The sequence below is a fragment of the Chryseomicrobium palamuruense genome, from assembly GCF_042649045.1.
Taxonomy (GTDB): domain Bacteria; phylum Bacillota; class Bacilli; order Bacillales_A; family Planococcaceae; genus Chryseomicrobium; species Chryseomicrobium palamuruense.
Window position 1 is genome coordinate 57,083 of the sequence record NZ_JBHSEF010000024.1, and the last position, 25,523, is coordinate 82,605.

General features: G+C 44.8%; 26 protein-coding genes and 3 riboswitches. Of the genes, 12 read left to right on the top strand and 14 right to left on the bottom strand.

Annotation, left to right across the window (positions count from 1 at the left end; all coding sequences use genetic code 11):
- Nucleotides 1-12 precede the first annotated feature (12 nt).
- From ACFO0S_RS11755 to ACFO0S_RS11780, 6 genes are all read right to left on the bottom strand, one after another.
- Nucleotides 13-999, bottom strand: coding sequence for an LLM class flavin-dependent oxidoreductase (locus ACFO0S_RS11755; RefSeq protein ID WP_378142287.1), 987 nt, complete (start codon nucleotides 997-999; stop codon nucleotides 13-15).
- Nucleotides 1,000-1,098: 99 nt separating this feature from the next.
- Nucleotides 1,099-1,452 (bottom strand): rhodanese-like domain-containing protein, encoded by a 354-nt coding sequence (locus ACFO0S_RS11760; RefSeq protein ID WP_378142288.1) that lies wholly within the window; start codon nucleotides 1,450-1,452, stop codon nucleotides 1,099-1,101.
- Nucleotides 1,453-1,464: 12 nt separating this feature from the next.
- Entirely contained in the window at nucleotides 1,465-1,728 is a 264-nt protein-coding gene (locus tag ACFO0S_RS11765; protein WP_378142289.1) for a metal-sensing transcriptional repressor, read from the bottom strand.
- Between the two features lie 12 nt (nucleotides 1,729-1,740).
- A complete protein-coding gene (locus tag ACFO0S_RS11770; RefSeq protein ID WP_378142290.1) occupies nucleotides 1,741-1,974 on the bottom strand; it encodes a glutaredoxin family protein in 234 nt (77 codons plus the stop codon).
- Between the two features lie 15 nt (nucleotides 1,975-1,989).
- Entirely contained in the window at nucleotides 1,990-3,384 is a 1,395-nt protein-coding gene (locus tag ACFO0S_RS11775; RefSeq protein WP_378142291.1) for an MBL fold metallo-hydrolase, read from the bottom strand.
- Nucleotides 3,385-3,611: 227 nt separating this feature from the next.
- Complete coding sequence (locus tag ACFO0S_RS11780) at nucleotides 3,612-4,220, bottom strand: transglutaminase-like domain-containing protein (protein ID WP_378142292.1); 609 nt, start codon at nucleotides 4,218-4,220, stop codon at nucleotides 3,612-3,614.
- 275 nt (nucleotides 4,221-4,495) lie between these two features.
- On the opposite strand from ACFO0S_RS11780, the gene ACFO0S_RS11785 reads away from it, so the two are divergent.
- Nucleotides 4,496-4,795 (top strand): DUF3219 family protein, encoded by a 300-nt coding sequence (locus ACFO0S_RS11785; RefSeq protein WP_378142293.1) that lies wholly within the window; start codon nucleotides 4,496-4,498, stop codon nucleotides 4,793-4,795.
- A 10-nt stretch (nucleotides 4,796-4,805) separates the two neighbouring features.
- The gene (locus ACFO0S_RS11790) at nucleotides 4,806-5,798 is read left to right on the top strand and encodes an LLM class flavin-dependent oxidoreductase (protein WP_378142343.1); all 993 of its coding nucleotides are present in this window, start codon (nucleotides 4,806-4,808) and stop codon (nucleotides 5,796-5,798) included.
- An 88-nt stretch (nucleotides 5,799-5,886) separates the two neighbouring features.
- On the opposite strand, the gene ACFO0S_RS11795 is transcribed toward ACFO0S_RS11790, so the two are convergent.
- The 5 genes from ACFO0S_RS11795 to mtnK all read right to left on the bottom strand — a co-directional run bounded on the left by ACFO0S_RS11795 (nucleotide 5,887) and on the right by mtnK (nucleotide 11,980).
- Nucleotides 5,887-6,924 carry an ABC transporter permease gene (locus ACFO0S_RS11795; protein ID WP_378142294.1) on the bottom strand — a complete coding sequence of 346 codons (1,038 nt, stop codon included), beginning with the start codon at nucleotides 6,922-6,924 and terminating at the stop codon, nucleotides 5,887-5,889.
- Nucleotides 6,848-8,401: a sugar ABC transporter ATP-binding protein gene (locus tag ACFO0S_RS11800; protein WP_378142295.1), complete on the bottom strand. Its 1,554-nt coding sequence runs from the start codon at nucleotides 8,399-8,401 to the stop codon at nucleotides 6,848-6,850. Before ACFO0S_RS11800 ends, ACFO0S_RS11795 begins: the two co-directional genes overlap by 77 nt.
- A gap of 59 nt (nucleotides 8,402-8,460) precedes the next feature.
- Nucleotides 8,461-9,546: a sugar ABC transporter substrate-binding protein gene (locus tag ACFO0S_RS11805; RefSeq protein ID WP_378142296.1), complete on the bottom strand. Its 1,086-nt coding sequence runs from the start codon at nucleotides 9,544-9,546 to the stop codon at nucleotides 8,461-8,463.
- A gap of 209 nt (nucleotides 9,547-9,755) precedes the next feature.
- On the bottom strand, nucleotides 9,756-10,799 hold the full coding sequence (gene mtnA, locus ACFO0S_RS11810; RefSeq protein WP_378142297.1) for an S-methyl-5-thioribose-1-phosphate isomerase: 1,044 nt from the start codon (nucleotides 10,797-10,799) through the stop codon (nucleotides 9,756-9,758).
- A gap of 2 nt (nucleotides 10,800-10,801) precedes the next feature.
- A complete protein-coding gene (mtnK, locus tag ACFO0S_RS11815; protein ID WP_378142298.1) occupies nucleotides 10,802-11,980 on the bottom strand; it encodes an S-methyl-5-thioribose kinase in 1,179 nt (392 codons plus the stop codon).
- A 79-nt stretch (nucleotides 11,981-12,059) separates the two neighbouring features.
- A riboswitch (SAM riboswitch) is annotated at nucleotides 12,060-12,214 on the bottom strand.
- A gap of 246 nt (nucleotides 12,215-12,460) precedes the next feature.
- Nucleotides 12,461-12,571: riboswitch (SAM riboswitch) on the top strand.
- 76 nt (nucleotides 12,572-12,647) lie between these two features.
- Here mtnK and mtnW point away from each other — a divergent pair.
- The 6 genes from mtnW to ACFO0S_RS11845 all read left to right on the top strand — a co-directional run bounded on the left by mtnW (nucleotide 12,648) and on the right by ACFO0S_RS11845 (nucleotide 17,926).
- Nucleotides 12,648-13,862, top strand: coding sequence for a 2,3-diketo-5-methylthiopentyl-1-phosphate enolase (mtnW, locus tag ACFO0S_RS11820; protein WP_378142299.1), 1,215 nt, complete (start codon nucleotides 12,648-12,650; stop codon nucleotides 13,860-13,862).
- Nucleotides 13,863-13,865: 3 nt separating this feature from the next.
- Nucleotides 13,866-14,531, top strand: coding sequence for a 2-hydroxy-3-keto-5-methylthiopentenyl-1-phosphate phosphatase (locus tag ACFO0S_RS11825; protein ID WP_378142300.1), 666 nt, complete (start codon nucleotides 13,866-13,868; stop codon nucleotides 14,529-14,531).
- On the top strand, nucleotides 14,528-15,154 hold the full coding sequence (locus ACFO0S_RS11830; RefSeq protein WP_378142301.1) for a methylthioribulose 1-phosphate dehydratase: 627 nt from the start codon (nucleotides 14,528-14,530) through the stop codon (nucleotides 15,152-15,154). The genes ACFO0S_RS11825 and ACFO0S_RS11830 overlap by 4 nt, the downstream gene beginning before the upstream one ends.
- Before the next feature lie 26 nt (nucleotides 15,155-15,180).
- A complete protein-coding gene (locus ACFO0S_RS11835; RefSeq protein ID WP_378142302.1) occupies nucleotides 15,181-15,714 on the top strand; it encodes a 1,2-dihydroxy-3-keto-5-methylthiopentene dioxygenase in 534 nt (177 codons plus the stop codon).
- A gap of 108 nt (nucleotides 15,715-15,822) precedes the next feature.
- A riboswitch (PreQ1 riboswitch) is annotated at nucleotides 15,823-15,867 on the top strand.
- Nucleotides 15,868-15,874: 7 nt separating this feature from the next.
- Entirely contained in the window at nucleotides 15,875-16,360 is a 486-nt protein-coding gene (locus tag ACFO0S_RS11840; protein WP_378142303.1) for a QueT transporter family protein, read from the top strand.
- A 111-nt stretch (nucleotides 16,361-16,471) separates the two neighbouring features.
- Nucleotides 16,472-17,926, top strand: coding sequence for a phospholipase D-like domain-containing protein (locus ACFO0S_RS11845; RefSeq protein ID WP_378142304.1), 1,455 nt, complete (start codon nucleotides 16,472-16,474; stop codon nucleotides 17,924-17,926).
- A gap of 31 nt (nucleotides 17,927-17,957) precedes the next feature.
- On the opposite strand, the gene ACFO0S_RS11850 is transcribed toward ACFO0S_RS11845, so the two are convergent.
- The 3 genes from ACFO0S_RS11850 to ACFO0S_RS11860 all read right to left on the bottom strand — a co-directional run bounded on the left by ACFO0S_RS11850 (nucleotide 17,958) and on the right by ACFO0S_RS11860 (nucleotide 22,242).
- Nucleotides 17,958-19,010 carry a nitric oxide synthase oxygenase gene (locus ACFO0S_RS11850; protein ID WP_378142305.1) on the bottom strand — a complete coding sequence of 351 codons (1,053 nt, stop codon included), beginning with the start codon at nucleotides 19,008-19,010 and terminating at the stop codon, nucleotides 17,958-17,960.
- Nucleotides 19,011-19,095: 85 nt separating this feature from the next.
- Nucleotides 19,096-20,706 carry a GGDEF domain-containing protein gene (locus tag ACFO0S_RS11855; RefSeq protein WP_378142306.1) on the bottom strand — a complete coding sequence of 537 codons (1,611 nt, stop codon included), beginning with the start codon at nucleotides 20,704-20,706 and terminating at the stop codon, nucleotides 19,096-19,098.
- Nucleotides 20,707-20,820: 114 nt separating this feature from the next.
- Complete coding sequence (locus tag ACFO0S_RS11860; protein ID WP_378142307.1) at nucleotides 20,821-22,242, bottom strand: protein adenylyltransferase SelO; 1,422 nt, start codon at nucleotides 22,240-22,242, stop codon at nucleotides 20,821-20,823.
- Between the two features lie 137 nt (nucleotides 22,243-22,379).
- On the opposite strand from ACFO0S_RS11860, the gene ACFO0S_RS11865 reads away from it, so the two are divergent.
- The 4 genes from ACFO0S_RS11865 (at nucleotide 22,380) to cydS (ending at nucleotide 25,503) form a co-directional block, all read left to right on the top strand.
- Nucleotides 22,380-22,820: a YtoQ family protein gene (locus tag ACFO0S_RS11865; RefSeq protein ID WP_378142308.1), complete on the top strand. Its 441-nt coding sequence runs from the start codon at nucleotides 22,380-22,382 to the stop codon at nucleotides 22,818-22,820.
- 183 nt (nucleotides 22,821-23,003) lie between these two features.
- Nucleotides 23,004-24,353, top strand: coding sequence for a cytochrome ubiquinol oxidase subunit I (locus ACFO0S_RS11870; protein WP_378142309.1), 1,350 nt, complete (start codon nucleotides 23,004-23,006; stop codon nucleotides 24,351-24,353).
- A complete protein-coding gene (locus ACFO0S_RS11875) occupies nucleotides 24,350-25,384 on the top strand; it encodes a cytochrome d ubiquinol oxidase subunit II (protein ID WP_378142310.1) in 1,035 nt (344 codons plus the stop codon). The genes ACFO0S_RS11870 and ACFO0S_RS11875 overlap by 4 nt, the downstream gene beginning before the upstream one ends.
- 11 nt (nucleotides 25,385-25,395) lie before the next feature.
- Nucleotides 25,396-25,503, top strand: a complete 108-nt coding sequence (gene cydS / locus ACFO0S_RS11880) for a cytochrome bd oxidase small subunit CydS family protein (RefSeq protein WP_378142311.1) — start codon at nucleotides 25,396-25,398, stop codon at nucleotides 25,501-25,503.
- The last annotated feature ends 20 nt before the right edge of the window (nucleotides 25,504-25,523 follow it).

Here is a 25,523-nt window from a genome sequence, read left to right on the forward strand (position 1 = left end):
GCTGGCCATTGCTTATTTTTGTGCTTCCATTAGGAGTTCCATCGACTTTAAACGTTTCTCTATATCATAGATCGGCATGCTGATCATGACTTCTTTCACTTGGGTATCTTGTACAAATTGGTCTAGTTGTTTTTTCACCGTTTCCTGGGATCCGACAATACGCGCACGCACTGATCGTTCTACCATCATTTGTTCTGACAGAGTCCAGTCTAGTTCTTCTAAAGACACTGGTGGACGCATCTTATGTTTATGTCCACGAACAATACTAAGAAACTGTTGAATTAATGTCGTACTTAACTGTTGTGCTTCTTCGTCGGTTTCAGCTGCAATAACGTTCACACCAGCCATTGCATAAGGTTCTTTTAAATAACTAGATGGTGTAAAATTACGATGATACAGTTCCAGTGCTTGCATCAATTGGTCCGGCGCAAAATGGCTCGCAAAGGCAAATGGGAGACCCAGCTGTGCAGCGAGTCGCGCACTATACGTACTAGAACCTAGCAACCAAACAGGCACGTCAGCACCGGCACCAGGAACAGCCATTACAGCAGGTAGCCGATCTTCTTTGACAGGCCCCAAATAATGAAGTAACTCCCCAACAAGTTGTGGAAAATCATCCGCTCCTTGATGGTCTCTTCGAAGTGCCCGTGCTGTCATCATATCCGTTCCAGGTGCTCGGCCAAGACCTAGATCGATTCGGCCCGGATACATGGCATCGAGTGTTCCAAATTGCTCAGCAATGATATATGGTGCATGGTTCGGGAGCATGATTCCACCTGCCCCAACACGAATGGAGTTGGAGTGGCCTGCTAGATAGCCGATCAGTACAGAGGTTGCCGAACTCGCTACACCTTGCATATTATGGTGTTCCGCTACCCAATACCTGTGAAATCCTAAACGTTCAGCGGTTTGAATCATTTTTTTACTGTGGATAAAACTATCACTCGGCTGTTCACCTTGGCGAACAGATGCGAGATCTAATAAGGAGTATTTTGTCATCTTTTCACGACCTTTCCTTACTTAGTCTAGTCCTCTTTCTGGGAATCACAAAATAAATTGCTCATAAAAAAAACCGTGCATGACGCACAGTTTTCTCCCTTATCCATTCCACTGACTCATGCCACCACGGACATTCGTCACATTCGTGAACCCATTTTGTTTTAAGATCTGGCATGCCTTCGAGCTTCGCATTCCGCTCTGGCAAATCACTACCGTTTCTTTTGACTTGTCCAGTTTCCCCAATTGATTTGATAATGTGTTTAGTGGCATATTTTTAAACTGAGTGATGTGCCGACCTTTGTATTCGCCAGGCGTCCGGACATCAATAAACTGTTTCGATGAATCAGTTAAAATTCCTTTTAAATCTGTCGTACTGATGGAATTCCCGCCTCTAGCACCCATCATACGCCACGCAACAAAACCAATTACGACTGCAATTACCAACCATTCCATGAATGTAATCCCCTATCTACTTTTAATCAATAAATTCTCTGCATCTTGCACTGATTTTCCCGCATCGTTCGTGCCATTTTGAACACTCGTTCGTACACAAACCTCCAAATTGGCACTGACAACCAATCTTATCGTCTTATCAAGCGCAGACCTTACCGCACTCAGCTGTGCCACGATGTCACTGCATTCCCTTTCTTCGTCCATCATCCGAAGAATGCCAACTACCTGTCCTTCTGCACGTATTATACGATTATTAATTTCATTTGGATATTCCATAAAGTCGCCTTCTTACTTTACTAGTTCCATGACTCGGTTTGGGTCAAATCCAAGAACCCACTCACCGTTTACATTGGTTTGAGGAACACCCATCTGCCCTGTTGTTTGAACTAATTTATTTGCAGCGATTGGATCTTTTTGAACGTCCACATTTGTGTACGAAATATTTTGCTCATCTAAGAAGTTTTTCATCATATCGCAATATGGGCATGTTGTTGTTGAATAAACAGTTACTGTATTTGTCATCTAAACCATCCTTTTTTAGTTTTTCATTTCACGTTTATAGGCACCGTATCCACCGGCCATATGTTTCACATCTTCATAACCAAGTGACTTTAAGACACTTGAGGCGATAGCAGAACGTGCTCCACCTTGGCAATAAACAAGTAGTGTTTGATCTTTAGGGACATCTATTTGTCGTAATTCCCCTAAGAAATGATGATTCGCTTCATCTAAATGGCCCTCGCCCCATTCAACATCATTACGAACATCTAGTACATACGTAGAATCTTTTTTCGCTTCTTCTACAAATTCTTTTACTGATAAGGTTTCGTACGCATCATGTGTTTCCCACTCCGCTACTGCTTCTGTTTGCGCAAAACCAATGATACGGTCAAAGTGAATGGAGTGAAGCGATTGAATGATGTCTTCTTTATCATACAGCTCCCCGATGATCACTAAATCTTCATCGTAGTTTGCTAACCATCCTGTCCAGTTTGTAAAAGACTTATTGTAAGGGATATTGATAGAACCAGGAATCAATGTTTTTTCAGCAATCGTCGCAGGGCGTGTATCTATCACTAGCGTTTTATCGTTTTCCATCGCTCGCTTAACATCTTCTGCTGTAAAGTCAGGTACTCGTGTATCCTCTTTCAACACAGTCGGTCCTACTTTGTTAACTTTTTTCATTTCAGCAAAATAGACAGGTGCTTCCGGTTGATCTTTTAGTAATTCATCGACGAAAGCTTGTTCATCTTCAATCTTCATAGCCCAGTTGAATTGTTTTTCGTACCCAACTGTTGAAGATGGAACAGCACCTAGAGATTTTCCACATGCTGAACCTGCGCCATGAGCTGGCCAAACCATGAGGTAATCCGGAAGCTCCTTAAAACGTTGCACCGATTTAAACATATCTCGCGCCCCACTATCTGCCGTACCTTCTGCTCCAGCAGCTTTCTCAAGCAAGTCCGGACGCCCCACGTCCCCGACAAATACGAAGTCTCCCGTAAAGATTCCCATCGGGTTCGATGCGCCACCCCCACGGTCCGTTAAGAGGAATGAAATACTTTCTGGGGTATGCCCAGGTGTATGCATTACTTCAAAATCGACATACCCAATAGAGAATATATTGCCATCTTCCACAAACTCGACATCTAAACCTTCTGTATATTGATACTTCCAGTTGTCATCGCCTTCGTCAGAGAGATAAAGTTTCACACCGTACTGCTCGGCTAGTTGACGAGAGCCAGATACGAAGTCTGCGTGAATGTGAGTCTCCGTTGCAGCTGAAATAGTTAAGCCTTCTTTTTTTGCTGCTTTGACCACATCATCTATATTCCGAGCTGGGTCGATCACAATCGCCTCTCCTGTTCGTTGACAACCAACTAAATACGTATACTGAGCTAATTTATCATCAAAAAACGATCGAAATAACATGAGTACCCCCTCCAATTCGTTAAATTAAATAGTTCGTTATGAAAATATACCATTAGGGGTATAATTCTACAACTACTTTGCTTTCTATTTTCTTGATTACCCCTGCTATCTTTTGGCCATATTAAAGATACGGTTGATGTATAGTACACATAAAAAATGAGCTGGAATATTTATCTCCAAGCTCATTTTTCTTTGATGTCCGTTTTACTAAACTGTTAGTGAAACGATTACAAACTCTCTGGTAAGTGATATTTATACATTTCTAATGCATTAGTATTTTCTTTTAAAACAGCTACAATTTTGGGATGAGGCTTCGTATAAATTACTGGATAATCTTTCTCGTCAAGTTCCTCGTTAATTGGAAAAGCTAATTTTTCTTCTTCAATTGAAAACTGGGCATCAACTCCTTCTTTATTTCCACGAGCATCAACCCTAACCCATTTATTAAGTGATCTAATGAAAATAGCATTTAAAGCGTGAATACAATACCCTTTTTCAGGAGTATCAAATAACATCAATCTTTGATAACAAAAACCTGCTGGTATTCGCTGCGATCGTAATAAAGACGCTAATAGGTGCGATTTTGCATAACAAATCCCCTCTTTACTGTCTAATACTTCAGAAGCATTACAAGTAACTCGATTCGTTTGAATATCCCAAGAATGGGAAATTTCATCACGAACAAATTCAAAAGCTATTCTTGCTTTTTCAATTTCCGTTTGAGATGGATTGAAAAGTTCATCTGCTTTCTTTTTTATAATTGGATTAGAATAATTAACTTCATTTAATTCGAGCAAATACTCATCTAGTTGGTCAGACTCACAAATCAAATTCATTATCTTCACTCCTGCCATAATGCATAATTATATAAATGTACTTATTATTATACAACATTAATTCTTGAATTTGTGTGTATGACATTTTAAACTAACCTGCACTGTTAGTTGAAGAATATCGTTTTCTTTTGTTCATCTCGTTCACAAAATCTTTCTTCTATCTCTTTCACCTTATCTTTTTTTCTTCCCTAAATAGTTGAAGCAGAAAGTTTGTTAAGTGTTTTAGGCGAATGGTAACATGGACAAACTTAGGGAAACATATAGGAGGATTCGTGATGATAAATGAAGTGATTTTGGACGATTTTTCTTTGAAGGTGACGAGTTTTGAACAGGGAGTCTCTACAAGCAGCTCCGGAACAGAAGCAAAGACGATTCGGTTTGATTTCGAAGTAAGAGGCGGGACTGAGTACCACGACGTTACGGTCCATTTATACAAAAATACGTTTGATGTAAAGGTCCCTGAACTCGACTTGAGCTTCAGAGGAACCATCAACAATTACTCTACTTCACGGACTGATTTCACGAATGAAAATTCTTCATCACTATTCCGCCTGGAGCTGATTGAGATTGGTTAGAGAAAATCTACTGAAATTAAGCATCCTTGATCAATCCCCTGTATCCGCTGGCAAAACACCAGCCATGGCTTTGCAAGCTTCCATGGAGCTTGCAAAAAGCGGGGAACAGTTCGGGTACACGCGCTATTGGATTGCCGAGCATCACGATTTTTCCGGACTGTCTTGTTCTGCGCCTGAAGTGATGCTGGGGTATATTGGGGCACACACCAAAACAATCCGTATTGGGGCAGGGGCGGTATTGCTTCCGCATTATAAACCGTACAAGGTTGCTGAAGTCTATAATATGCTAGCGACTCTGTTTCCGGGCAGAATTGATTTAGGGGTCGGAAGGGCTCCCGGCGGATCAGCGGAAGTGACGATGGCTCTCTCGGATAATTTTTTGCACAATGTTTTCAAGATGCCTGAATCCTTCAAAGAACTTTTGCGTTTTCTCAAAGATGATTTTCCGGAAGAGCATATGTATTCAAAAGTATCTGCAGCACCGCTTCCGGAAATTCCTCCTAAACCATGGCTTCTTGGGACAAGCATCAAAAGTGCTATGCTTGCTGCAGAGAATGGAAGCGCCTATGCATTTGGCCATTTCATGAGCGACAAAGACGGGCCGGAAATCCTTGAAACGTATAAGGAAAATTTTCAACCGAGTTCCTCTTACCAACCGGAATCGATCATAGCAGTATCTGCCATTTGTGCAGAAACGACCGAAAAAGCTGAACACTTGGCAAAGAGCGGTTTTCTCTGGAAATTAAAAATGGAAAAAGGGGAAGGTGGCGTTGGGGTACCTTCACTTGAGGAAGCCGACCGTTATCCATATACAAGTGAGGAACAACAAGCAATTGTAGAAATGCGGAGAAAAATAATCATTGGCAATCCACAACAGGTACGAGAGCAGCTTGAACAGCTCCAATCCATCTACCACAATGATGAATTCATGATCGTTACTATCACTCATGACTATATAGATCGCTTACAGTCGTATAAATTGATTGCTGAAGAACTCCTGTAATAAAAACAACCAGTTAAAAGTTCGTAAACGTGTCACAACCGTTTACGAACTTTTCTTGTTTCCAGACAAATTCCCGAACAAAAACACCTTAGCTTTTCGCGAATTTATTCTTCGCATAAACATAAGTAACCGCGAGTGCCGTCACCAACACAGCCCCTTTGATGATATCAAAAGCATAATACGGCAAGTTCTGAATCGTCAGCCCATTCAGCAGGATGCCGATGACTGCGGCACCGAAGAATGTGCCGAGTGCATTTGGCTTGCCAGCACCGAGCACAGAATAGCCGACAAATACTGCGGCCACCGCTTCCATCAATAATGGCGCTCCGGCATCAATCTGGCCTGAACCGACGCGTGCTGTAAAGAGGACACCCGCCATGGATGCGAAGACACCGGAAATGATGTATGCCAAAGTCTTGACCTTTTTCACGTTGACGCCCGACAGCTTGGCCGCTTCCGCATTGCCGCCCGTCATATACAGGATGCGGCCCCAGCGTGTATGATCCAAGATCAGATACGCCGCAAGCACCATTACCACCATTATCCACACCGGCACCGGCAAGCCTATAAACTGGCCTTGGCCGATCCACAGGAACGCGTCGGATAATTGGCCGGGAGCCACGCCGCCGGAAGTCAGCGGCATATTGTTGTAAATGGAGTAGCCTTCTGTATACGTGCGGTGAAGACCAGCAACAATATACATCATACTGAGAGTAGCGAGGAGATCCGGAATGCTGATGACCGTGATCAGGAAGCTGTTGACGAGCCCAACCGCCACGCCGATCAGGAGCGGCAGCAAGAGCACGAGCCACAGCGGCATGTCATACCACACCATCAGCGATGCCGTTACCACGGTCGACAAAGACATTGTCGAGCCGACGGACAGATCAAAGCCGTCCACAACAAGTGTGAACGTGACACCGAGTGCCAGCAGCGTAACGATTGAAATCGACCGGAGGATGTCCGCGAAATTGCCATAACTGAAGAACGCTTCGCTGAGGCTACTGAAATAAAGGATGATTGCAACCAGGAGGATAATCGCACCATATTTAAACAGAAACTGAACTGTGTTCTCTTTCGCTGAGTTTTTCGGTCTTGATAAGCTCTTCTTTTCCACCGCTTGCATAGAATAGTATCCTTTCCTGGGTCGCTTCTTGACGTGATAATTCCTTCACGATCTGACCATCGTACATTACCAGAATCCGATCAGAAATGCCGATTGCTTCATGGATTTCACTGGAGAAATAAAGGCATCCTTTGCCGCTCCCGGCCAGTTCCCGGATCAACTTGAATATATCCACCTTTGCGCCGATATCGACGCCTTTTGTCGGTTCATCGAATAAATAAAGAAGTGAGTCTAGACTCATCCATTTGCCGATGACCACTTTTTGCTGGTTGCCTCCGCTCAAATGGAGTAGCGGCGTTTCCGTGTCATCGGTTTTGATTTTTAATTTTCCGATGATTTCTTCTGCAAATTGTGTTTCGGATGTTTTGTTCATGAACAGTCCCGTTGAAAACTTCCGCAAATTCGGAAACGAGGCGTTGGTCCGTAGTGTCTCATAGACAAACAACCCTTCTTTCCGGCGTTCTTCGGGAATCAGCGCCAGCCCCGCCCGAATCGCATCGCCCGGATGTTTGAGCCGCGTTTTCTTACCCGCAATCTCTACGGTTCCGACGATTTTATCCGATGCGCCGAACAGCGCTTTGGCCAGTTCTGTCTTGCCTGCGCCGACGAATCCTACAATACCCACGATTTCCCCCGTTTTGACGGTTAATGAAACCTCCCGAAGCTTTCCACCGTCCGATAAGCCTTTGACTTCCAGCAAATTCTCGCCTAACGGATGGGGATGGTCCTCAAGTTCCTGGCTCAACGCTTCACCCAGCATTGCTTCTATAATCTGTTCGGCATACGACTCTTCCGTCACGAAAGTGTTCACCCATTTCCCCTCGCGCATCACTGTAATCCGGTGGCTGATGTCAAAGATCTCCGGCAACCGGTGGGAAATAAAAATGCAGCCAACGCCGTCAGCACTCAATTTCTGAATCACCGAAAACAATTTATCCGATTCCGTAAGCGACAAAGGCGCTGTCGGTTCATCGAAAATGATGATCTTCGCCGAATGGACTAAAGCGCGGGCAATCAGCACAAGTTGCTTTTCCGCCAAAGTGAGCGTGCCCGCTTTTCGGGTCACCGAAATTTCTTCCATCTGCAGTTTAGCTAACGTATCCTTCGCCTGTTTGTTTATTTTCTTCCTGGACAGCAGAAAACTGCCGCCAGATGCAAAACTGTCCAAGAGGATATTTTCCGCCACTGTCAGTTCCGCTACGATGGCCGTGTCCACTTCCTGATAGACGCAGTAAATACCATGCTCTTTTGCCTGTTTCGGCGACCGTAAGGAAACAACGTTGCCGTCGAGCCGGATTTCACCGCTGTCCGGACCGTAAACGCCTGAAAGGATTTTAATCATTGTGCTTTTGCCGGCTCCGTTGACGCCGAGCAAAGCATGAACCTCACCTTTTGTGAGAGTTAGTTCTCCTCCTTGCAAAGCAGTAACATGGCCGAAACGCTTTCCGATTGCCTGCATGGTCAATAAATGCTGCATCGCTGCACCTTTCCTTTCACCGGAAGGAGCCGCCCTATTCCGAGGACGGCTCCAAGTCTTTATTGCCCTTCCAATTCGCGCAAGTCATCTGTATAGCCTTGATCGCTTGCTCCCCATCCTTCAACGTATTCGCTCAAGGTTTCTGTTGTCACTGTTTCTTCCGGAAGTTCTGCCGCATCGATGAAGACCGGCTCCAGTACCACTCTTTCTTCAGGCTCTTCACCGTTGATCAATTGGTAAGCGTAACGCACTTGAATGCGCCCGATATCAGTCGGATCCACTGCTGCAGAAGCTACCCACGGGCTACCGTCTTTTTGAATCATCTGTAGATCTTCATCGCTCATATCGATGCTATAAACTTTAATGTCAGTGCGTCCTGCTTGTTCAATGGCACGAACTGCGCCTTTCGCGAATTCATCCCATGCTGCCCAAACAGCTGTAATGTCGCCTTCGTTTGGATATTGTTTCAAAATCGCTTCCATCTGTGCCTGCGTATCAAGCGCTGTATTTTGTGTTGCAGCACCAAAAGCTGCCACTTCTTTAATGCCCGGGTTGTCTTTTAAGAATTGCTCGTAAGCGATTTGGCGGCGCTCCATCGGCGCATAGCCGGCCGTCCAAATTTTCACGATATTCGCTTCTCCGTTGAAGTCATCCGACAATTTCTGCAAGGTCAGTTCCGCCATCAGCTGGTCTCCCTGTTCAAGCGACACCACGCCTTCCACGTCGACTCCCGCGTCAAATGCCACAACCGGAATCCCTTGTTCCACTGCTTTTTCGACACCTTGGTTTAAGGCCTCTTTCGTGCCGTGGTCAATCAAGATAGCGTCTGCTCCCTGGTTAATGGCGGCGTCCAGATTGGAAGCCATTTTAGCTAAATCTCCTTCGGCATTAAAAACCGTAACGCTACCGCCGAATTTCTCAGCCTGCTCTTCGACGCCCGCTATGTACTGAGCTGAAAATGTTCCCAAATTCTGTTGCAGGATCAACGCCACGTTCTTGCCCGCCAGCTCATGTTCCGATGTTGCCGCATTATCACCTGCATCCGTTTCTTCTTCTGTTACCGTTTCCCCTTTTGGTTGGCATGCCACCAATAAAATACTAATAAACAATAATGCCACTATGATTAAAAATGATTGTTTTTTCATGATTTCTCTCCTTATTTGCTTCTTATATTTTTTGTGAATCTCTTACTACAGCTTCGACGCTATGAAAGCGCAAAGAACAAAGCTCCCGCTTAGTTCGATGCCGTACTGACACAGAGAGAAGTCCCTGGAGATATGGAGCAAAACAGCGAAGACTCCCAGGCGAGGTTTTATAAAGTGAAGCTGTTTTGCTGAATATTGATGATATAACCTTACTTAACTGCGACAAGCAATTCCTGTATATTTCGCTCGTAATCCGGATGGATGATGCCTTTTTCCGTGATAATGGCAGTGATGTAGTGGGCCGGCGTTACGTCGAATGCCGGATTAAAGACTTTTGTGTTCTTCGGCGCAATAGGTTGGCCAGCGACATAGGTAATTTCCTCTGCCGACCGTTCTTCTATTGGAATGTTTTTACCGTTCGGAATCTGCAAATCGAACGTGGATACCGGTGCAGCCACATAAAACGGAATGTTGTAAGCTGCAGCCAATATAGCCAAGTTGAGAGTCCCGATTTTATTTGCTGTATCGCCGTTTGCCGCAATGCGGTCAGCGCCGACGATAATGGCTTCGATACCTTTTGCGCTAATGGTGTGAGCGGCCATGCTGTCGGTGATCAACGTCACATCAACGCCTGCCTGCTGCAGCTCCCACACCGTCAGCCGTGCCCCTTGAAACACCGGCCGAGTTTCGCAGGCGTAGACTTCAAACTCCCTACCCAGTTCCTTGCCCAGATGAAACGGTGCCAGCGCAGTGCCGTATTTCGCTGTTGCAATGGAACCGGCGTTGCAAATTGTCAGGACTTTCGTGCGCCCTTCCAATAAATCCAACGCATAGCCGCCTATATTGCGGCAGGCTTGTTCGTCTTCTTCATGGATGCGTATTGCTTCAGCCAGGATTTGAGCTTTAGCGTCTTCAACTGTTTTCGCAGAGTTAATTGATTGCTGCAGCCTGCTAAGAGCCCATACAAGGTTGACTGCCGTCGGACGTGATGAACCAAGATAGATCGCATCTTTTTTCACGTAATGGTGGAAAACTTCTAGCGTTTCCGTCTCATGCCTTTGTGCAGCAAGTGCCAATCCGAACGCTGCCGTGATGCCGATGGCCGGCGCGCCGCGGACTTTCAAGGTAATGATGGCATCGAATGCATCTTCGATCGTGTTGAGTGTAATATATTCCGTTTCGTGCGGCAGTTTCTGCTGATTCAGGATGATTAGTTGGCCGTTTATCCATTGAATCGATAAGGGAATCGCCATATTTAAAATTCCTCCAACAGCGCTGTCACATCATGAATGGATGTTAGCTCGCTGCGTTTTATGATGAATGTTTCCCCAAGTTGGAGAGCTTGTTTTTTGAATTGGATGCGCCGTTCCGCTTCTTCGATGCCGTCGAGATCTTTGACATGCGCCAGACCGATTGTGCGGCGGATTAACTCACAGCCGGCAAAGCCGAGTGTATCCCGGAAAATTTTGTCGAGCACCGATTCCAAGTAACCAGGAACATCTTTGAAGTCTTCAATTCCATCGCTATGCCATAACTGAGAGAAACGCGCTTCAAACACTTCCCACGTATTTATAACATGTCCTACGATTGCTTCTCGATCTTCGCCGTTACGCGTAATGCCCTGAGCAATCAAGTTAGCGATGAACAAACCGACATCAAAGCCGATCGGTCCGTAAAACGCGAATTCTGGATCGATGACCTTAGTTTGATTGTCATCGGCAAAAATGCTGCCGGTATGGAGGTCGCCGTGCAGCAGTGCCTCCGCTTCCGTCACAAAGCTGCGCTTCAGTTTCGCTGCTTCAAGCTTCAAGGCATTGTTGCTCCATATCGCCTCAACCACTTGTCGAAGCTCCGGTTCGAAATTGTTCGTGTCATGGTCGAAGAATGGATCAGTGAAAATCAAGTCTTCCGTGATTTTGCACAGTTCCGGGTTGGAAAATTCCGCCACCAGCCGTTTCTTTTCAAAAGGATGCAACGCAAAGTCTGACGTATGGAATAAAGTCTGAGCCAGATATTCACCGATATGTGCGGATAAATTCGGATAATTCTTCCCTTGTATCAAGCCTTCTCGGGCAATTGTCAGATGAGAAAGGTCCTCCATAATTGTATAGGCCAATGTTTCATCCGTGCCGTATACTTCCGGTACTAGGACAGCTGCAAACTCGCTATGCTTCCGCAGGGCCGCTGCTTCAATCGCTGCACGTTTTAATGTCAGCGGCCAACTTTCGCCCACCACTTTCGCGTAGGGAAGTGCCTGTTTGATGATAACCCCTTTATCGCTTTTCGAGTCACTTACACGAAAGACATAATTCAAATTGCCATCGCCGATTTCCTGGCATTTAAGAATCGCGCCTTCTGGGAAAAGTCTCGCCGCCAATTTGATGGCCGTTTCTTCCGTCAAAGGCTCATATGTTGAAATTGCTGATGTTGTCACAATCATCTTCCTCTCAAATCCAATAATAAAAACGCCTCTTTCCCGAAAGAAAGAGGCGTAGAATTAAGAGGTTCCATGCCTCTTATCTTTCAGAAATCAAATTTCTGATGGAATTAGCACCGTGCCTTGCGGGATGTTCATCCCGGCGCATAAAGCGCCCCTTCTCACGAAGGTATTACGGTCGGTTGCTGGGCGTCATCGGGCCATTGTCCCTCTGCCAGCTCTTGATAAGAGTACTAAAATTGTATGTGGTTGTTGTTCTGTTTTGAATCCTATCACGAGTCAGAATTGACTGTCAATAGGAATTATTTATTTTTTTGATATGAGTTTCGACATATGGAGGACCTTCATTAGCAAGCGACTTGACGTTTGTATTGGGCCCAACTCCTAAAAAATTTCTCATAATTATTTATTGACAGAATTCTTCATACATGGAATAATCAGAATTACTTTATTGTATCGACTAAACCGAATATCCAATTCTTATTTAGAGCAGGTGGAGGGACAAGCCCTACGAAGCCCGGCAACCGGTCCAGTGATGAACACGGTGCTAATTCTTGCAGCCAGAAATGAATGGCTGAGAAATAAGAAGTCGTTAATGCCCTTAACCTCTTCTTATTTGAAGAGGTTTTTTTATGTCTAGATTTTATTAAAGGAGTGTCACATCATGAGCAGACTGACAGCAAGCTACCAGGTATACGGAAAAGCGGGGTCTTTCGAAAAGAAAGCTGAAGGCATTGCGCTAGGACTCACGATCGGATCATGGACTGATTTACCGCTGCTTGAACAGGAACAATTGAAAAAGCATAAAGGTGAAGTGGTGTCAGTGGAGGAATCCCCAGAAGTTCCGCACCCCCTCAAGCCGGATGAAATAAAAGCACACATCACCGTTTCCTATCCAAGTGCGAATTTTTCAGCAGATTTTCCAGCGATCCTGACCACCGTGTTCGGTAAGTTGTCTCTCGACGGTGAAGTAAAATTGCTGGACCTCGACTTTGAAGAAGATCTACTGAAACAGTTTCCGGGACCGCGTTTCGGTATTGATGGTATCCGCGGATTGCTGAATGTCCACGGCCGGCCACTCGTGATGAGCATCTTCAAAGGTGTCATTGGCCGCGACCTCAATTATTTAACAGCACAATTAAGACAGCAAGCACTAGGTGGCGTCGATCTCGTCAAGGACGACGAAATTCTGTTCGACAATCCGTTGACTCCTTTTGAACAACGCATTACCGCGGCAAAAGCAGTATTACAAGAGGTCTATGCTGAAACCGGCCATCGCACACTCTACGCAGTCAACCTGTCGGGCCGCACGTCGCAGCTTCGGGACAAAGCGCGTAGGGCACGTGAACTCGGCGCCGATGCTTTACTATTCAATGTTCATGCGTATGGACTTGATGTGCTACAAGAATTAGCGGAAGACAATGACATTGGGTTGCCTCTCATGGCCCATCCCGCCTTCAGCGGGGCATTCACTTCTTCCCCATTCTACGGTGTCGCAGCTCCGCTGGCTCTTGGCAAGCTGACGCGTTACGCCGGCGCTGACTTTTCGCTCTTCCCCTCTCCCTACGGCAGTGTTGCCATGGAGAAGACAGCGGCTTTGGCACTCGGCGAGCAATTAACGAATGAAAGTCTATTGAAACAGGCGTTTCCAGTACCATCCGCCGGTATCCATCCTGGACTCGTGCCACTTCTCGTCAACGATTTCGGAATCGATAGCATTATCAACGCCGGCGGAGGAGTCCACGGACATCCGGACGGCGCAGCGGGGGGAGGTAAAGCATTCCGTCAGGCTGTTGATGCAGTCCTGAAGAATCAAACTCTTGAAAACGCCAGCGAACAACAACCAGAATTAAAAACAGCATTGGAATTATGGGGGTAAATAATGAAGCAACCAGTCATCTTTTGTGATTTTGACGGTACCATCACGACAAACGATAACATAATCGCAATCATGAAGCATTTCGATCCACCGGGTTGGGAACCCATTAAAGACGACATTCTCGCACAAACCATCTCCATTCGCGAAGGTGTTCAACAGATGTTCTCCCTCTTGCCATCGTCCAAAAAAGATGAGGTCCTCGCCTATGTGCTCGAGCAGGCAGAGATTCGGGAAGGCTTCGAAGAATTTGTGGCTTATACAAAACAAAACAATATACCGCTTTACATTGTCAGTGGCGGTATCGACTTTTTTGTCTACCCACTACTCGAACCGTTCGGACCTTTCGCAGGCATTTATTGCAACGAAGCGGATTTTTCAGGTGACACGATCCACATTAACTTCCCACACGGTTGCGATGATCAATGTGATAGCCAAGGGTGCGGTTGCTGCAAGCCGTCGATTATTCGGAAGTTGCTAGCAGAGGATGCAACGAGCATTGTCATCGGTGATTCGATTACCGACCTGCAAGCGGCAAAACAAGCAGACCTGGTCATCGCTCGCGACTTTCTCATCAAAAAATGTGAGGAACTCGACATCACTTATCAGCCCTTCGAGAAATTCGGGGACGTGACGGAAATCATCGATGCAAGATTGGGGGTGCGGAAATGACCCAACAAACGCTGAATAACTTTCAAGAAAAATGGTCGGAGCTTGCGGACGTTAAGGATGTACTGGCTGCGCGCGACTGGTTTATGGGCACGAGCGGCAATCTTGCGATCAAAGTGAACGATGAACCGCTCCATTTTCTGGTGACCGCAAGTGGCAAGGATAAATACAAACGGACAGATGAGGATTTCCTCCTAGTCGATGAGGCAGGCGAGCCGGTCGAAACCACTCACCTCAAGCCTTCCACTGAAACCTTGTTGCACAGCGCGATTTACAATAAAACCGGTGCCGGCTGTAGCCTTCACGTCCACACCGTTGCCAATAATGTCTTGTCTGAGCTTTACGGCGACGATGGCAAAATTGATTTCAATGGGCAGGAACTTATTAAGGCATTCGGCCTGTGGGATGAAAATGCTCTGCTGAGCATCCCGATTATCGCCAACCACGCCGACATTCCGAAGCTAACCGAAGTTTTTGCGAAACACCTGACAGCCGACAAAGGTGCTGTGCTGATTCGCAACCACGGTATTACCGTGTGGGGCAAAGATGCATTCGAAGCAAAGAAATTGCTAGAAGCGAGCGAGTTTTTATTCCAATATCAGCTGGCCCTTCTGCAACTAAAATAAAACCAAATCAGAGAGGAAGATTTACAATGGCAATCATTAAGATTCAAGGTACAGAGGAAACAATCGAAGTGCAAAACGAAGTCGCGGCATTTTTGGAACAGCAGGAAGTTGTCTATGAGCATTGGGACATCGAGAAATTACCGGAACCGCTTCGTGAAAAATTCGATTTAAGCGATGACGAAAAAGAACAAATTCTTCAAGCATTCAAAACGGAAATCGACGACATCTCAGAGCGCCGTGGCTACAAAGCGGCTGACGTGATTTCCCTATCTGATTCCAACCCGAAGCTCGACGAATTATTGAAAAACTTTCAGCGCAAACACATCCATACGGACGACGAAGTGCGCTACATTGTCAGCGGCCACGGGGTGTTCATCATCCAGGGCAAAGACGAGCGCTTTTTCGAAGTCCATCTGACGCCGGGCGATTTGATTTCTGTACCGGAAAACATCACTCATTATTTCACATTGTCCGATGACCGCAAAGTCGTTGCCGTGCGCATCTTTGTTACGACCGAAGGCTGGGTGCCAGTTTACCAGGAAGAAAGCGTTCAAAGCTGAATAGACTGAAAAACCGCAGCCGTCGCTGCGGTTTTTTTACGACTATCGCATCCGCCTGCACGGGTAATTGACTCTTTTCATGCAGTCATGTAAAATCAATTCTTGTGTGTGTACGTGGTTCGAGATCCTCCCACGTAAAAAAACTAAGGAGTTTTGACAAATGAAAATGAAGACGTTAACAGTCAATGGAATTATTGCTGCACTTTATGTAGCGGTTGCCATGGCTCTTCCCTTTTTAGCGTTTGGTGCTATTCAATTTCGTATCGCTGAGATGTTCAATCACTTGATTGTCTTTAATAAACGCTACATCTTCGGGATTCTCGCTGGTGTATTTATCACTAATCTTTTTTCACCTCTGGGCATGTATGATTTAGTGTTTGGGGTGGCGCATTCAGCCATTTCCTTACTTCTTGTTATTCTAATTGCCCCTAAATTGAAGACGCTGGTTCAGAAGATGATACTCAACAGTATCGTATTCACTTTCACAACGTTCATCATTGCGTATGAGTTGTTGCTCGTTTTTGAACTTCCTTTCTTCTTGACATGGCTAACGGTTGCCGCTGGTGAATTAGCCGTCATGTTAGTGGGAATTCCTGTGTTTATTGCTCTGAATAAACGTCTACAGTTCTCAAAACTACTTGATTAACGTGTACATTTTTGTACGCGTTTTTTTATATCTAAAGAAGGGTATCTTTCGATACAGCTGTCGAAATAAAAAAGATTTATGGTAGGTACATAGAATCTGAGGGAATGAGGAATGACAATGGCCAGATGGAGAAAATGGTCGAAACGAAAAAAATGGGTGTTTTCTATTTTGGTAGTCCTTATTTTAGCTTATACTGTCTCTATTTTATGGCACACTTTTAAACCTTTGCCAGAAGGTGTTTCGTATAATGGAGACCTCCAACCGATTTCATCCATCGATATGGTGACGGATTTAACCTATGCTACGGATACTTCAGGTGACACAAGAAAAACAGAGAATGAGATTTTTAATACCATCTATCAAATGATTGAGGACGCAGAAGAATTCGTCGTAGTCGACTTCTTCTTAGTTGATGGGTTTTTTGAGGAAGATGAAGGATTTCCTCCTATTGTCGATACTTTATCCGAGACTATGGCGGAGAAGAAACGACAAAATCCTGAAATGCCTGTCATCTTTATTACGGACCCTTTGAATCAAGGATATGGTTCCTATGAAAACAAATGGTTCAAAAAAATGCGGGATGCAGGTGTTGAGATCGTCTATACTGACCTCGACAAATTGCGAGACTCTACCCCGATTTACTCTGGAATATATCGTACACTCTTCCAGTGGTTTGATTTTGGTGGCAAAGGATGGATTCCAAATGCAATGGCAAGTGAGGCACCTAAAATGACGATTGCATCCTACCTCACTTTACTAAATGTAAAAGCCAATCACCGAAAGCTTGTAGTCACGGAAAAAGAAGGGATGGTGTCTTCTGCGAATCCACATGATGCAAGTGGCTTACACGGAAATATTGCTTTAAAATTTACGGGTTCCGCGTTACTTAATGATTTATTAGAAGCAGAAGAAGCTGTGTCCAAGTTTTCAGGTGGTCCAGATTTACCTCGCGTAACAGAAATCGAAGAAGAAGCTGTCTATGAAGGGCAACTACTGACGGAGAAAAAAATCTTGGATGCTCTATTAACTGATATTGCAGCAACAAAAGAAGGCGATTCAATTCATCTCATGATGTTCTTTATTGCGAAGCGGGATATTGTGAACGCCCTTATCGATGCGGCAAACAGAGGGGTCGATGTTAAATTAATTCTCGATCCCAATGAAAATTCATTTGGACGAGAAAAATCAGGGCTGCCGAATCGACCAGTTGTACAGGAAATGGTGGAGGATACTGAAGGAAAACTAGAGGTCAGGTGGTACAACACTGTCATCGGTCAGTACCACAGCAAAGCAATTCACATCCAAACCAATCGATCGGTTATTTCAAGTGGAGCTGCCAACTACACGGAACGTACATTAGACAATTACAATCTTGAAGCCAATCTGCGTGTCGTCGCTGAGAATGACAGTGATCTCGCTCGAGAATTCACAGCCTATTTCGAACGGCTCTGGACGAACCAAGACGGAGTCTTCACTCTAGATGTGGAAGAGTACCAGGATGGTTTCACCTGGTGGCAACGCTGGATTTATGCATTCCAAAAATTAACCAAGGTAACCACCTACTAAACACGTATCCTCTTGCCGGAGGATACGTTTTTTAATAGGGATTTGGTTGATAAAGAAAAGCAGGCGACTTTTTGGTATTGTCATAGGGTTTATGAAATACATGTGTTGTAGCTGGTGACATCGGTGGTATTAACCAACTCCATGTACCTGTAACGTCTCTGCCTTTCTTTGACTCTTGCTCTTCAAATTGTTTGAACTGGATAGCAGCTGTGTGATGATCCACTATGCTGACTCCCTGTTCTCGAAAGGAATGCAATACCGCGACGTTTAACTCGACAAGTGCTCGGTCCTTCCATAGGCTCGATGCACTTTTTTGATTTAGTTGTAATAAATCTGCGACAGCAGGAAGTTGGTTGTAACGGTGTTCATCCGCAAGATTTCGCGCACCGATTTCAGTTCCCATATACCACCCGTTAAAAGGCGCTGCTGGAAACTCAATGCCTCCAATCTCTAGTTTCATGGAAGAAATGATAGGCACTGCATACCATTTCAAAGATAAGTCAGTAAATGCGGGAACTTCCGGATGAGAAAGCTGGACTTCAAGAACTACATCCGGCGGTATGCGAACAATGACTGGTTCTTCGTCACCTACTTGGAAAATGAGTGGAAGGACATCAAAAGGAGTCCCTTTGCCTTCCCAGCCCAGTCGTTCACATTGCTGAGTAAATGCCAGTGAATCGGAATCGCCTATAATCGTCTCACCCACCTGATAGCCTGCATATCGAATCAATTGATGATTCCATATACGAACGGAAGGATGAAAGACCGTGATGGTCGGCTTGATTTTGCCTTGATTGGTCGCATAGCGGATATGATCAATCAATGCGTCGGCAATTTCCTCTGATTGCTGGATATGTCGACAATCCCGTACATGCATGGTTTTCCAAAAGAGACGACCAATACATTTATTACTATTTCGCCAAGCAAGTTTTGCTCCATAATTTAACTCTTCATATGTTAAGGAGTATGTACCGGTTGCCTCAATTTCAGCAGCAACTTCACTACATCTATTGTGAAAATCAACAGGGTCTTTGTGTTCTTCTTCAAAGAAGTGTTTTAAAAATTGGTGTGCTTGAGTTTTCATAGGTTCTACCCTCCCCTTCTATCCTATCTTGCGGACGGGAGAAAACGCAAAAAAAGCCCTCTAACACACGAGAGCTTTGTGACCGTTATTTGTCGGTGGATGTTGGAAAATCATTGTCGACTATGTAGCGATTTCTTCCTTGCAGCTTCGCATCATAGAGAAGTTGATCCGCCTGATGATAGAGATATTCAAAATGTTCGTGAACATTTCGAGAAGTAACGAGCCCTCCTCCACTGATTGTCAGTTTAGATTGCGTAGAGGGCGTTAGTGTATAATAAAGTCCGATTTTTTCAATTTCTTGTTTTAACTGATATAAGATGTTGTTTGCTTGCTGGGGTTCAGTAACGGATACGATGCACAAAAATTCCTCTCCTCCCATGCGGGAGACAATCCCGGTATGCGCTTGCTGGTCGATAACCAATTGCATAGCAGCTGAGGCCAGTTTGAGTGCTTCGTCTCCTTTGACATGTCCATGAACATCATTATATTTTTTAAAATAATCGACATCCAAAAGTAAGAAGAGGTGAAGCTCCTTCGTGAATTTAGGAAGTGCATGGAACAACCCTTTACGGTTCAATATCTTTGTTAATTCATCGGTATAGATTTCTTCACTTAACTGTTCATTCGATTTCTTTAGTTGTCTATAAAGAAGCTTTTGATGATCAATTTCATATGTTAACTGTTCATTTAGTCGAGCTAATGACTCATGGTCTGTTCCCTGCAAAAGCTCGACCCGTAAGAGCTCCAGTTTACCTCGTACAACGGAGGCTTCAATTACTTGTTCCACTTTATGATAGTGTTTAAAATAATTTAGTGCAGCTTCAAACTCTTTATTCCGTTCATAGTATTCTGAAAGACGCTTATACACTTTTTTCAGTTGCTGATGAGCATTCATTCCTGCAGCAATTCGTTCCGCTTCAAGTAACAACTCTTCATAGCTCGACTCGTAATCGGATACGAGGTCAGACAGATTTAGTATGACTTCCGTAAGATAAAGTTGATTTCCCCCTGCCGATAATCTCCGGTAAGCTTGTTGGTAAAAATAATCGGCTTTTTTAGTATTCCCTTGCCTCCAGAAAACCGATCCCAACTTATTTTCGATGTCCGCTAATGCAGAAAAATCATCCTCGTGAATCAGTATCTGATAACTTTGAATAAAATAATCGTAGGCCTTCTCGAGCCTGTCTTCTATCATATGAAGTTGCCCTAAATTTTCAAGAATAATGGCCTGAAAGAATAGTTCATTCAGATGCTCGGCATGATCAAGAGCTTGTTGATAATGTTGTTTGGCATAAAGAAAGTCTTCTGTTTCACGATAGACTTCACCGATATTGTTTTCAATGCGACAGAGTGTCATCATATAATCGTTCGCTTTCGCGATGTCTTTGGCTTGAAAGAATTGTTTTAATGCCTTTTCATAAAATCCATTATAGAAATAAACGACCCCGATCAAATTATATGTTTTCGCCAATCCTTCAGAACATTCTACGTGTTGAAAGACTTGTTCCGCCTGGTACGCGTAGTTTAAACACTGCGCCATCTTCGATAAATAACGATACGCAAGCGCTATTAAAAAATAGACTTCCCCCTGCTGTTGTTCAGGAAGAGTTTTCGTTTCTAGAAGTTGAAGAGCTTGGTCAATGACCGACTGCGGGTCTTTAGGTATACGGGCGTGCCATTCTTTCCAAAGCTGCATCCAACTTCCCTCCATTTCCATCATATATACTTATTTTAAGGAAATCGAGAGAATGCGTAAACACCTATTTTTTAATAGAAATAGAAGCTACAGTGATGTCTGTAGCTTCATCAATTACGTCCCACAATATGTGACAAATGGTTGATCGGTATCCGGCGGCAATTGCTGCTTTGTCAGTTGGTCTTGTGTATAGTCAAAGGGATTTTTTACTAGTGTCAGTAGTTCATAAAACGGTTGCATGTTCCCCACTTCTTCAGCTATGTCTAATGCCTGTTGAACCAAATGATTTCGCGGGATGAGAGCAGGATTGACTTGTTGCATCCGCTTACGAAGTTCAAGCGAATCTTCTTCAGCCGTCGCTTGCTGCCAATCGGCAAGCCAACGAACCCCTACTTCCGTCCTGAACACAGACTCTGTCTTAGGTATTCCTAATGTTAAGCTTCGGAAAGTGAGTGTAAAGTCAGCCTTCTCACTGGCCATGAGCTCAAGCAAACGATTGGCGAGACGGACATTCTCAGGTGTTGTTTCAAGGAATCCGATTTTTTTAATCAAGCCTAAATTGTAGGCATCTTGGAATGATTGAGGAAACTGATCTAAAATCTGTTGTGCGTCACCTGCTGCTTGCTCGGGATCTTCATGTAAGAGCGGCAAGAGGCTTTCGGCAAAACGAGCCAGATTCCATCCTGCTATTCCAGGTTGATTACCATAGGCATATCTTCCTTGGCGGTCGATTGAACTGAAGACAGTGGCTGGATCGTACGTATCTAAAAAGGCGCACGGACCATAATCAATGGTTTCACCACTGAGTGCCATGTTATCTGTGTTCATGACGCCGTGAACGAACCCTACGAGTTGCCACTTCGCTAGTAATTCGGCCTGTTGGTGAATGACATGTTCAAGCAAGGCATGATATGGGTTTTCATTTGTTTCGATTTGAAAGTGTGCAAGAGCATAGTCAGCTAATGCCCGAAGATCTTCTGTCGTGCCATAGTTTCGGGCGTATTGGAATGTTCCCACGCGCAGGTGACTTTTCGCGACACGAGTTAAAATAGCTCCTGGCAAGACACTCTCCCGTTGTATCCCTTCTCCTGTGTAGACGACCGCGAGAGACCGCGTTGTGGGAATCCGTAATTCATTCATCGCTTCACTCATCACGTATTCTCGTAACATCGGACCAAGAGCCGCGCGCCCGTCCCCACCTCGTGAAAATGGCGTTCTTCCACTTCCCTTTAACTGAATATCTCGACTTAGTCCGTCTGCTGCTTGTCGTTCCCCGAGGAGTATGGCACGGCCATCGCCGAGCATGGTAAAGTTCCCGAATTGATGCCCAGCGTACGCTTGCGCAATCGGAGTCAACGAATCAGGAATCTCATTTCCAGCTAAAAGACCTGTTAAGTGTTCCGGTGTCTCTTCGATATGTAATTCTTTTGCAAGCTCATCGTTCCAAATAATAAGTTGCGGCTCATGGACGGGTGTAGGATGTACTTTTTTATAGAATATCTCTGGTAGATTTAAATAGGATTGCGTTAGGTTCACAAGTAGAACTTCCCTTCTGAATCGAAAATTGTACAAACAGTATACATTCTGTGCGAAAGAAATACGAATTATGCGACTTCTTCTTACATCTTCGTTACTATAGAAAGTAATACACGTTGATGAGGGAGGAAAAAATAATGAACCTAACTGTTTATTTAGCTGGTCAAATTCATGATAATTGGCGAGAAGATGTGAAACAGCTAACTTCTCAAAAAAATCTATCGATCACTTTCGTCTCCCCACAAACCAATCATGACCGATCAGATCATGTAGGTGAAGCGATCTTAGGCACTCAACCTTCTGATTATTATAAAGACGATGCAGCATCCGCAATAAACAATTTGCGAACGCAAGTGCTATTACAAAAATCAGATGTCGTTCTCGCACTTTTTGGTGAGAAGTACAAGCAGTGGAACACGGCCATGGACGCCAGTATAGCTATCGCCCTGGGCAAACCAGTCATTATCGTTCGACCGGAATCGCTCATCCATCCGTTAAAAGAGCTTTCTAATAAAGCCAATGTTACGGTAGAGACCCTCGAACAGGCTGTAGAAGTTTTCGCCTATATTTTCGAATAAAAGTACCTCCAAGAGATGCATTCTTTTGGCGGTTTTGTGTCAGTCCACTGACTGTCATCACCCTGTAACAACTTCCGGAAAAACGGATTCGAGAGATTAGATTAAACCCCTTCGAGTAGGGTAGAATAAAGCCAAGTAGCAATTTGTTTTGTCGTTTGTTATCACACAATTGAGGTGAACAAAATGGGAAATGAAGAAGCCGTATTTTTTAGTCGGTTACTGACCGAAATGACCCTATCCTTCCATATTATCTATGCGACCATCGGCGTTGGTGTACCACTGATGATCATGCTCGCCCAATGGGTAGGGATACGAAAGAATGATGAACATTATATTCTCTTGGCACGCCGATGGGCACGAGGATTTGTCATTACCGTCGCCGTCGGTGTTGTGACCGGAACCGCTATCGGTCTGCAATTATCTCTTCTCTGGCCGAACTTTATGGAGCTCGCGGGACAAGTCATTGCGTTGCCACTCTTTCTGGAAACGTTCGCATTTTTCTTTGAGGCTATATTCTTAGGAATTTATTTGTACACATGGGACCGTTTTGAAAACCAGAAGAAGCATTTATTACTACTCGTTCCAGTCGCAGTTGGCGCAGGAATGTCTGCTGTGTTTATTACAATCGTCAATGCCTTCATGAATACACCTCAGGGATTCGATCTAGTTGACGGGGAACTCGTCAACATTAGCCCGCTTATCGCGATGTTGAACCCGGCGATGCCGACGAAGGTCGCACATGTCGTCTCGACAGCACTTATGACGTCTGCGTTTATTCTTGCCGCCATTGGAGCCTTCCGCTTATTGCAAGGCTCGAATCACATCTACCATAAGAAAGCTGTTTACTTAATGGTGAAGGTCGGCCTCGTGTTCTCGATTGCTACGGCACTAATCGGGGACTTCTCAGGTAAATACTTAGCTGAGTACCAACCGGAAAAGTTAGCCGCTGCCGAGTGGCACTTTGAAACAGCAGGAAATGCTCCACTTATTCTTTATGGCATATTAGATGATGGTGAAGTTAAATACGCCCTCGAGATTCCATACGCACTCAGCATCCTGGCTCACAACGATCCGACGGCAGAAGTGATTGGACTCGACCAGTTTCCAGAGGATGAAATCCCACCACTTTACATTCATTATTTCTTTGATGTGATGGTCACGATCGGGATGTTCATGGTCGTCTTATCGGCTTTCTATGTCGTTGCCAAATGGCGTAAATGGAAACTAGGTAACTCCCGATTCATTCTCAGGCTCATCGTTGCAGGTGGACCTTTATCAATGATTGCGATCCAAGCCGGTTGGTGGATGACGGAAGTTGGTCGCCAACCTTGGATCTTACGAGGCATTATGAGAGTCGATGAAGCCGCTACATCAAGTGGAAGCGTCGATATCATGGTCGTAGCATTCGCCCTTCTTTACTTGATTCTCGGTGTGGGAAGTGTGGTCGTATTACGTCGCATGTTCCGCAACAATCCAGTAGAAAAAGAACTTGATAAAATGGAAGCTGATCGATTGGCAGGTGAGACAAAATGACGTTAACTCTTGAAATTATCGGAATTACGGTCCTATGGTTTTTCCTGTTCGGTTATGTCATCGTCGGCTCGATTGACTTTGGTGCAGGATTCTTCAACGCCTATAGCTTGTTGACGAACCGACAACACATTTTAACCAAAATTATTCAGCGGTACTTATCACCCGTCTGGGAAGTAACGAACGTATTCCTCGTCTTCTTCTTTGTAGGGATCATCGGATTTTTCCCGAAAACCGCTTTTTATTACGGAACCACCTTGCTCGTTCCGGCAAGTATCGCCATCATCTTACTGGCCATTCGCGGGTCATATTATGCGTTTGAGACCTACGGCTCGCGCGGGCACAAAGGATATTCGTTTATGTACGGAGCAGCAGGTCTCTTGATTCCCGCTTCCCTTTCCGTTGTACTCACGATTTCTGAAGGTGGCTTTATCGATATGATCGATGGCCAACCGGTTCTCGATTACTCCCGACTGTTCTTAAGCCCCTTAACATGGAGTATCGTTGTGCTCGCGATTGCAGCCACTCTTTACATTTCGGCTGTATTTTTAACTTGGTATGCAGACAAAGCAAAAGACCCAGAAGCCACAAAGCTGCTTCGGAAGTACGCGTTGATCTGGGCGTTGCCTACCATGATTACAGCTACAGGTATCATTGTAGAACTTCGTGCACATAATCCGGAACACTACGCAAACATTCTCGACGTCTGGTGGGCATTCTTGATTTCCGGACTGATGTTTGCAGGGACTGTCTATCTATTATGGACAAAACGCTATTACGGATGGGCATTTCTGCTCCTTGTCGGCCAGTTCTTTGTCGCGTTTTTTGCGTATGGCTGGTCACACCGTCCGTACCTGTTATATCCGTATTTAACAATCTACGATAGCTTTACGAATGAAGCGATGGCGATTGCGTTAATTATTGCATTCATCGCGGGACTCGGTCTCTTGTTGCCGTCACTTTACCTTCTCCTCCGCTTGTTCTTGTTTAACAAAGACTATGTGGCAGGGAAAAAAGAAGACAATCACGCTTAGGAGGAAAGAACATGACAAACTTTTTTATTTTCTACGCCCCGTTTATTGTTCTCTTTGGTGCCATCGCAACTGTCTTCTGGTGGGCTCCCAAAGACGGAATCATTCGAAAAGAAGAGTAACCAAGAGCTCCTGCTTCGGC

Excerpts from the sequence above, each read along its gene's own strand:
- ACFO0S_RS11755 (WP_378142287.1), bottom strand. The coding sequence starts at position 999 with ATGACAAAATACTCCTTATTAGATCTCGCATCTGTTCGCCAAGGTGAA.
- ACFO0S_RS11760 (WP_378142288.1), bottom strand. The coding sequence starts at position 1,452 with ATGGAATGGTTGGTAATTGCAGTCGTAATTGGTTTTGTTGCGTGGCGT.
- ACFO0S_RS11765 (WP_378142289.1), bottom strand. The coding sequence starts at position 1,728 with ATGGAATATCCAAATGAAATTAATAATCGTATAATACGTGCAGAAGGA.
- ACFO0S_RS11770 (WP_378142290.1), bottom strand. The coding sequence starts at position 1,974 with ATGACAAATACAGTAACTGTTTATTCAACAACAACATGCCCATATTGC.
- ACFO0S_RS11775 (WP_378142291.1), bottom strand. The coding sequence starts at position 3,384 with ATGTTATTTCGATCGTTTTTTGATGATAAATTAGCTCAGTATACGTAT.
- ACFO0S_RS11780 (WP_378142292.1), bottom strand. The coding sequence starts at position 4,220 with ATGAATTTGATTTGTGAGTCTGACCAACTAGATGAGTATTTGCTCGAA.
- ACFO0S_RS11785 (WP_378142293.1), top strand. The coding sequence starts at position 4,496 with ATGATAAATGAAGTGATTTTGGACGATTTTTCTTTGAAGGTGACGAGT.
- ACFO0S_RS11795 (WP_378142294.1), bottom strand. The coding sequence starts at position 6,924 with ATGCAAGCGGTGGAAAAGAAGAGCTTATCAAGACCGAAAAACTCAGCG.
- ACFO0S_RS11800 (WP_378142295.1), bottom strand. The coding sequence starts at position 8,401 with ATGCAGCATTTATTGACCATGCAGGCAATCGGAAAGCGTTTCGGCCAT.
- ACFO0S_RS11805 (WP_378142296.1), bottom strand. The coding sequence starts at position 9,546 with ATGAAAAAACAATCATTTTTAATCATAGTGGCATTATTGTTTATTAGT.
- mtnA (WP_378142297.1), bottom strand. The coding sequence starts at position 10,799 with ATGGCGATTCCCTTATCGATTCAATGGATAAACGGCCAACTAATCATC.
- mtnW (WP_378142299.1), top strand. The coding sequence starts at position 12,648 with ATGAGCAGACTGACAGCAAGCTACCAGGTATACGGAAAAGCGGGGTCT.
- ACFO0S_RS11825 (WP_378142300.1), top strand. The coding sequence starts at position 13,866 with ATGAAGCAACCAGTCATCTTTTGTGATTTTGACGGTACCATCACGACA.
- ACFO0S_RS11830 (WP_378142301.1), top strand. The coding sequence starts at position 14,528 with ATGACCCAACAAACGCTGAATAACTTTCAAGAAAAATGGTCGGAGCTT.
- ACFO0S_RS11835 (WP_378142302.1), top strand. The coding sequence starts at position 15,181 with ATGGCAATCATTAAGATTCAAGGTACAGAGGAAACAATCGAAGTGCAA.
- ACFO0S_RS11840 (WP_378142303.1), top strand. The coding sequence starts at position 15,875 with ATGAAAATGAAGACGTTAACAGTCAATGGAATTATTGCTGCACTTTAT.
- ACFO0S_RS11845 (WP_378142304.1), top strand. The coding sequence starts at position 16,472 with ATGACAATGGCCAGATGGAGAAAATGGTCGAAACGAAAAAAATGGGTG.
- ACFO0S_RS11850 (WP_378142305.1), bottom strand. The coding sequence starts at position 19,010 with ATGAAAACTCAAGCACACCAATTTTTAAAACACTTCTTTGAAGAAGAA.
- ACFO0S_RS11855 (WP_378142306.1), bottom strand. The coding sequence starts at position 20,706 with ATGCAGCTTTGGAAAGAATGGCACGCCCGTATACCTAAAGACCCGCAG.
- ACFO0S_RS11865 (WP_378142308.1), top strand. The coding sequence starts at position 22,380 with ATGAACCTAACTGTTTATTTAGCTGGTCAAATTCATGATAATTGGCGA.
- ACFO0S_RS11870 (WP_378142309.1), top strand. The coding sequence starts at position 23,004 with ATGGGAAATGAAGAAGCCGTATTTTTTAGTCGGTTACTGACCGAAATG.
- ACFO0S_RS11875 (WP_378142310.1), top strand. The coding sequence starts at position 24,350 with ATGACGTTAACTCTTGAAATTATCGGAATTACGGTCCTATGGTTTTTC.
- cydS (WP_378142311.1), top strand. The coding sequence starts at position 25,396 with ATGACAAACTTTTTTATTTTCTACGCCCCGTTTATTGTTCTCTTTGGT.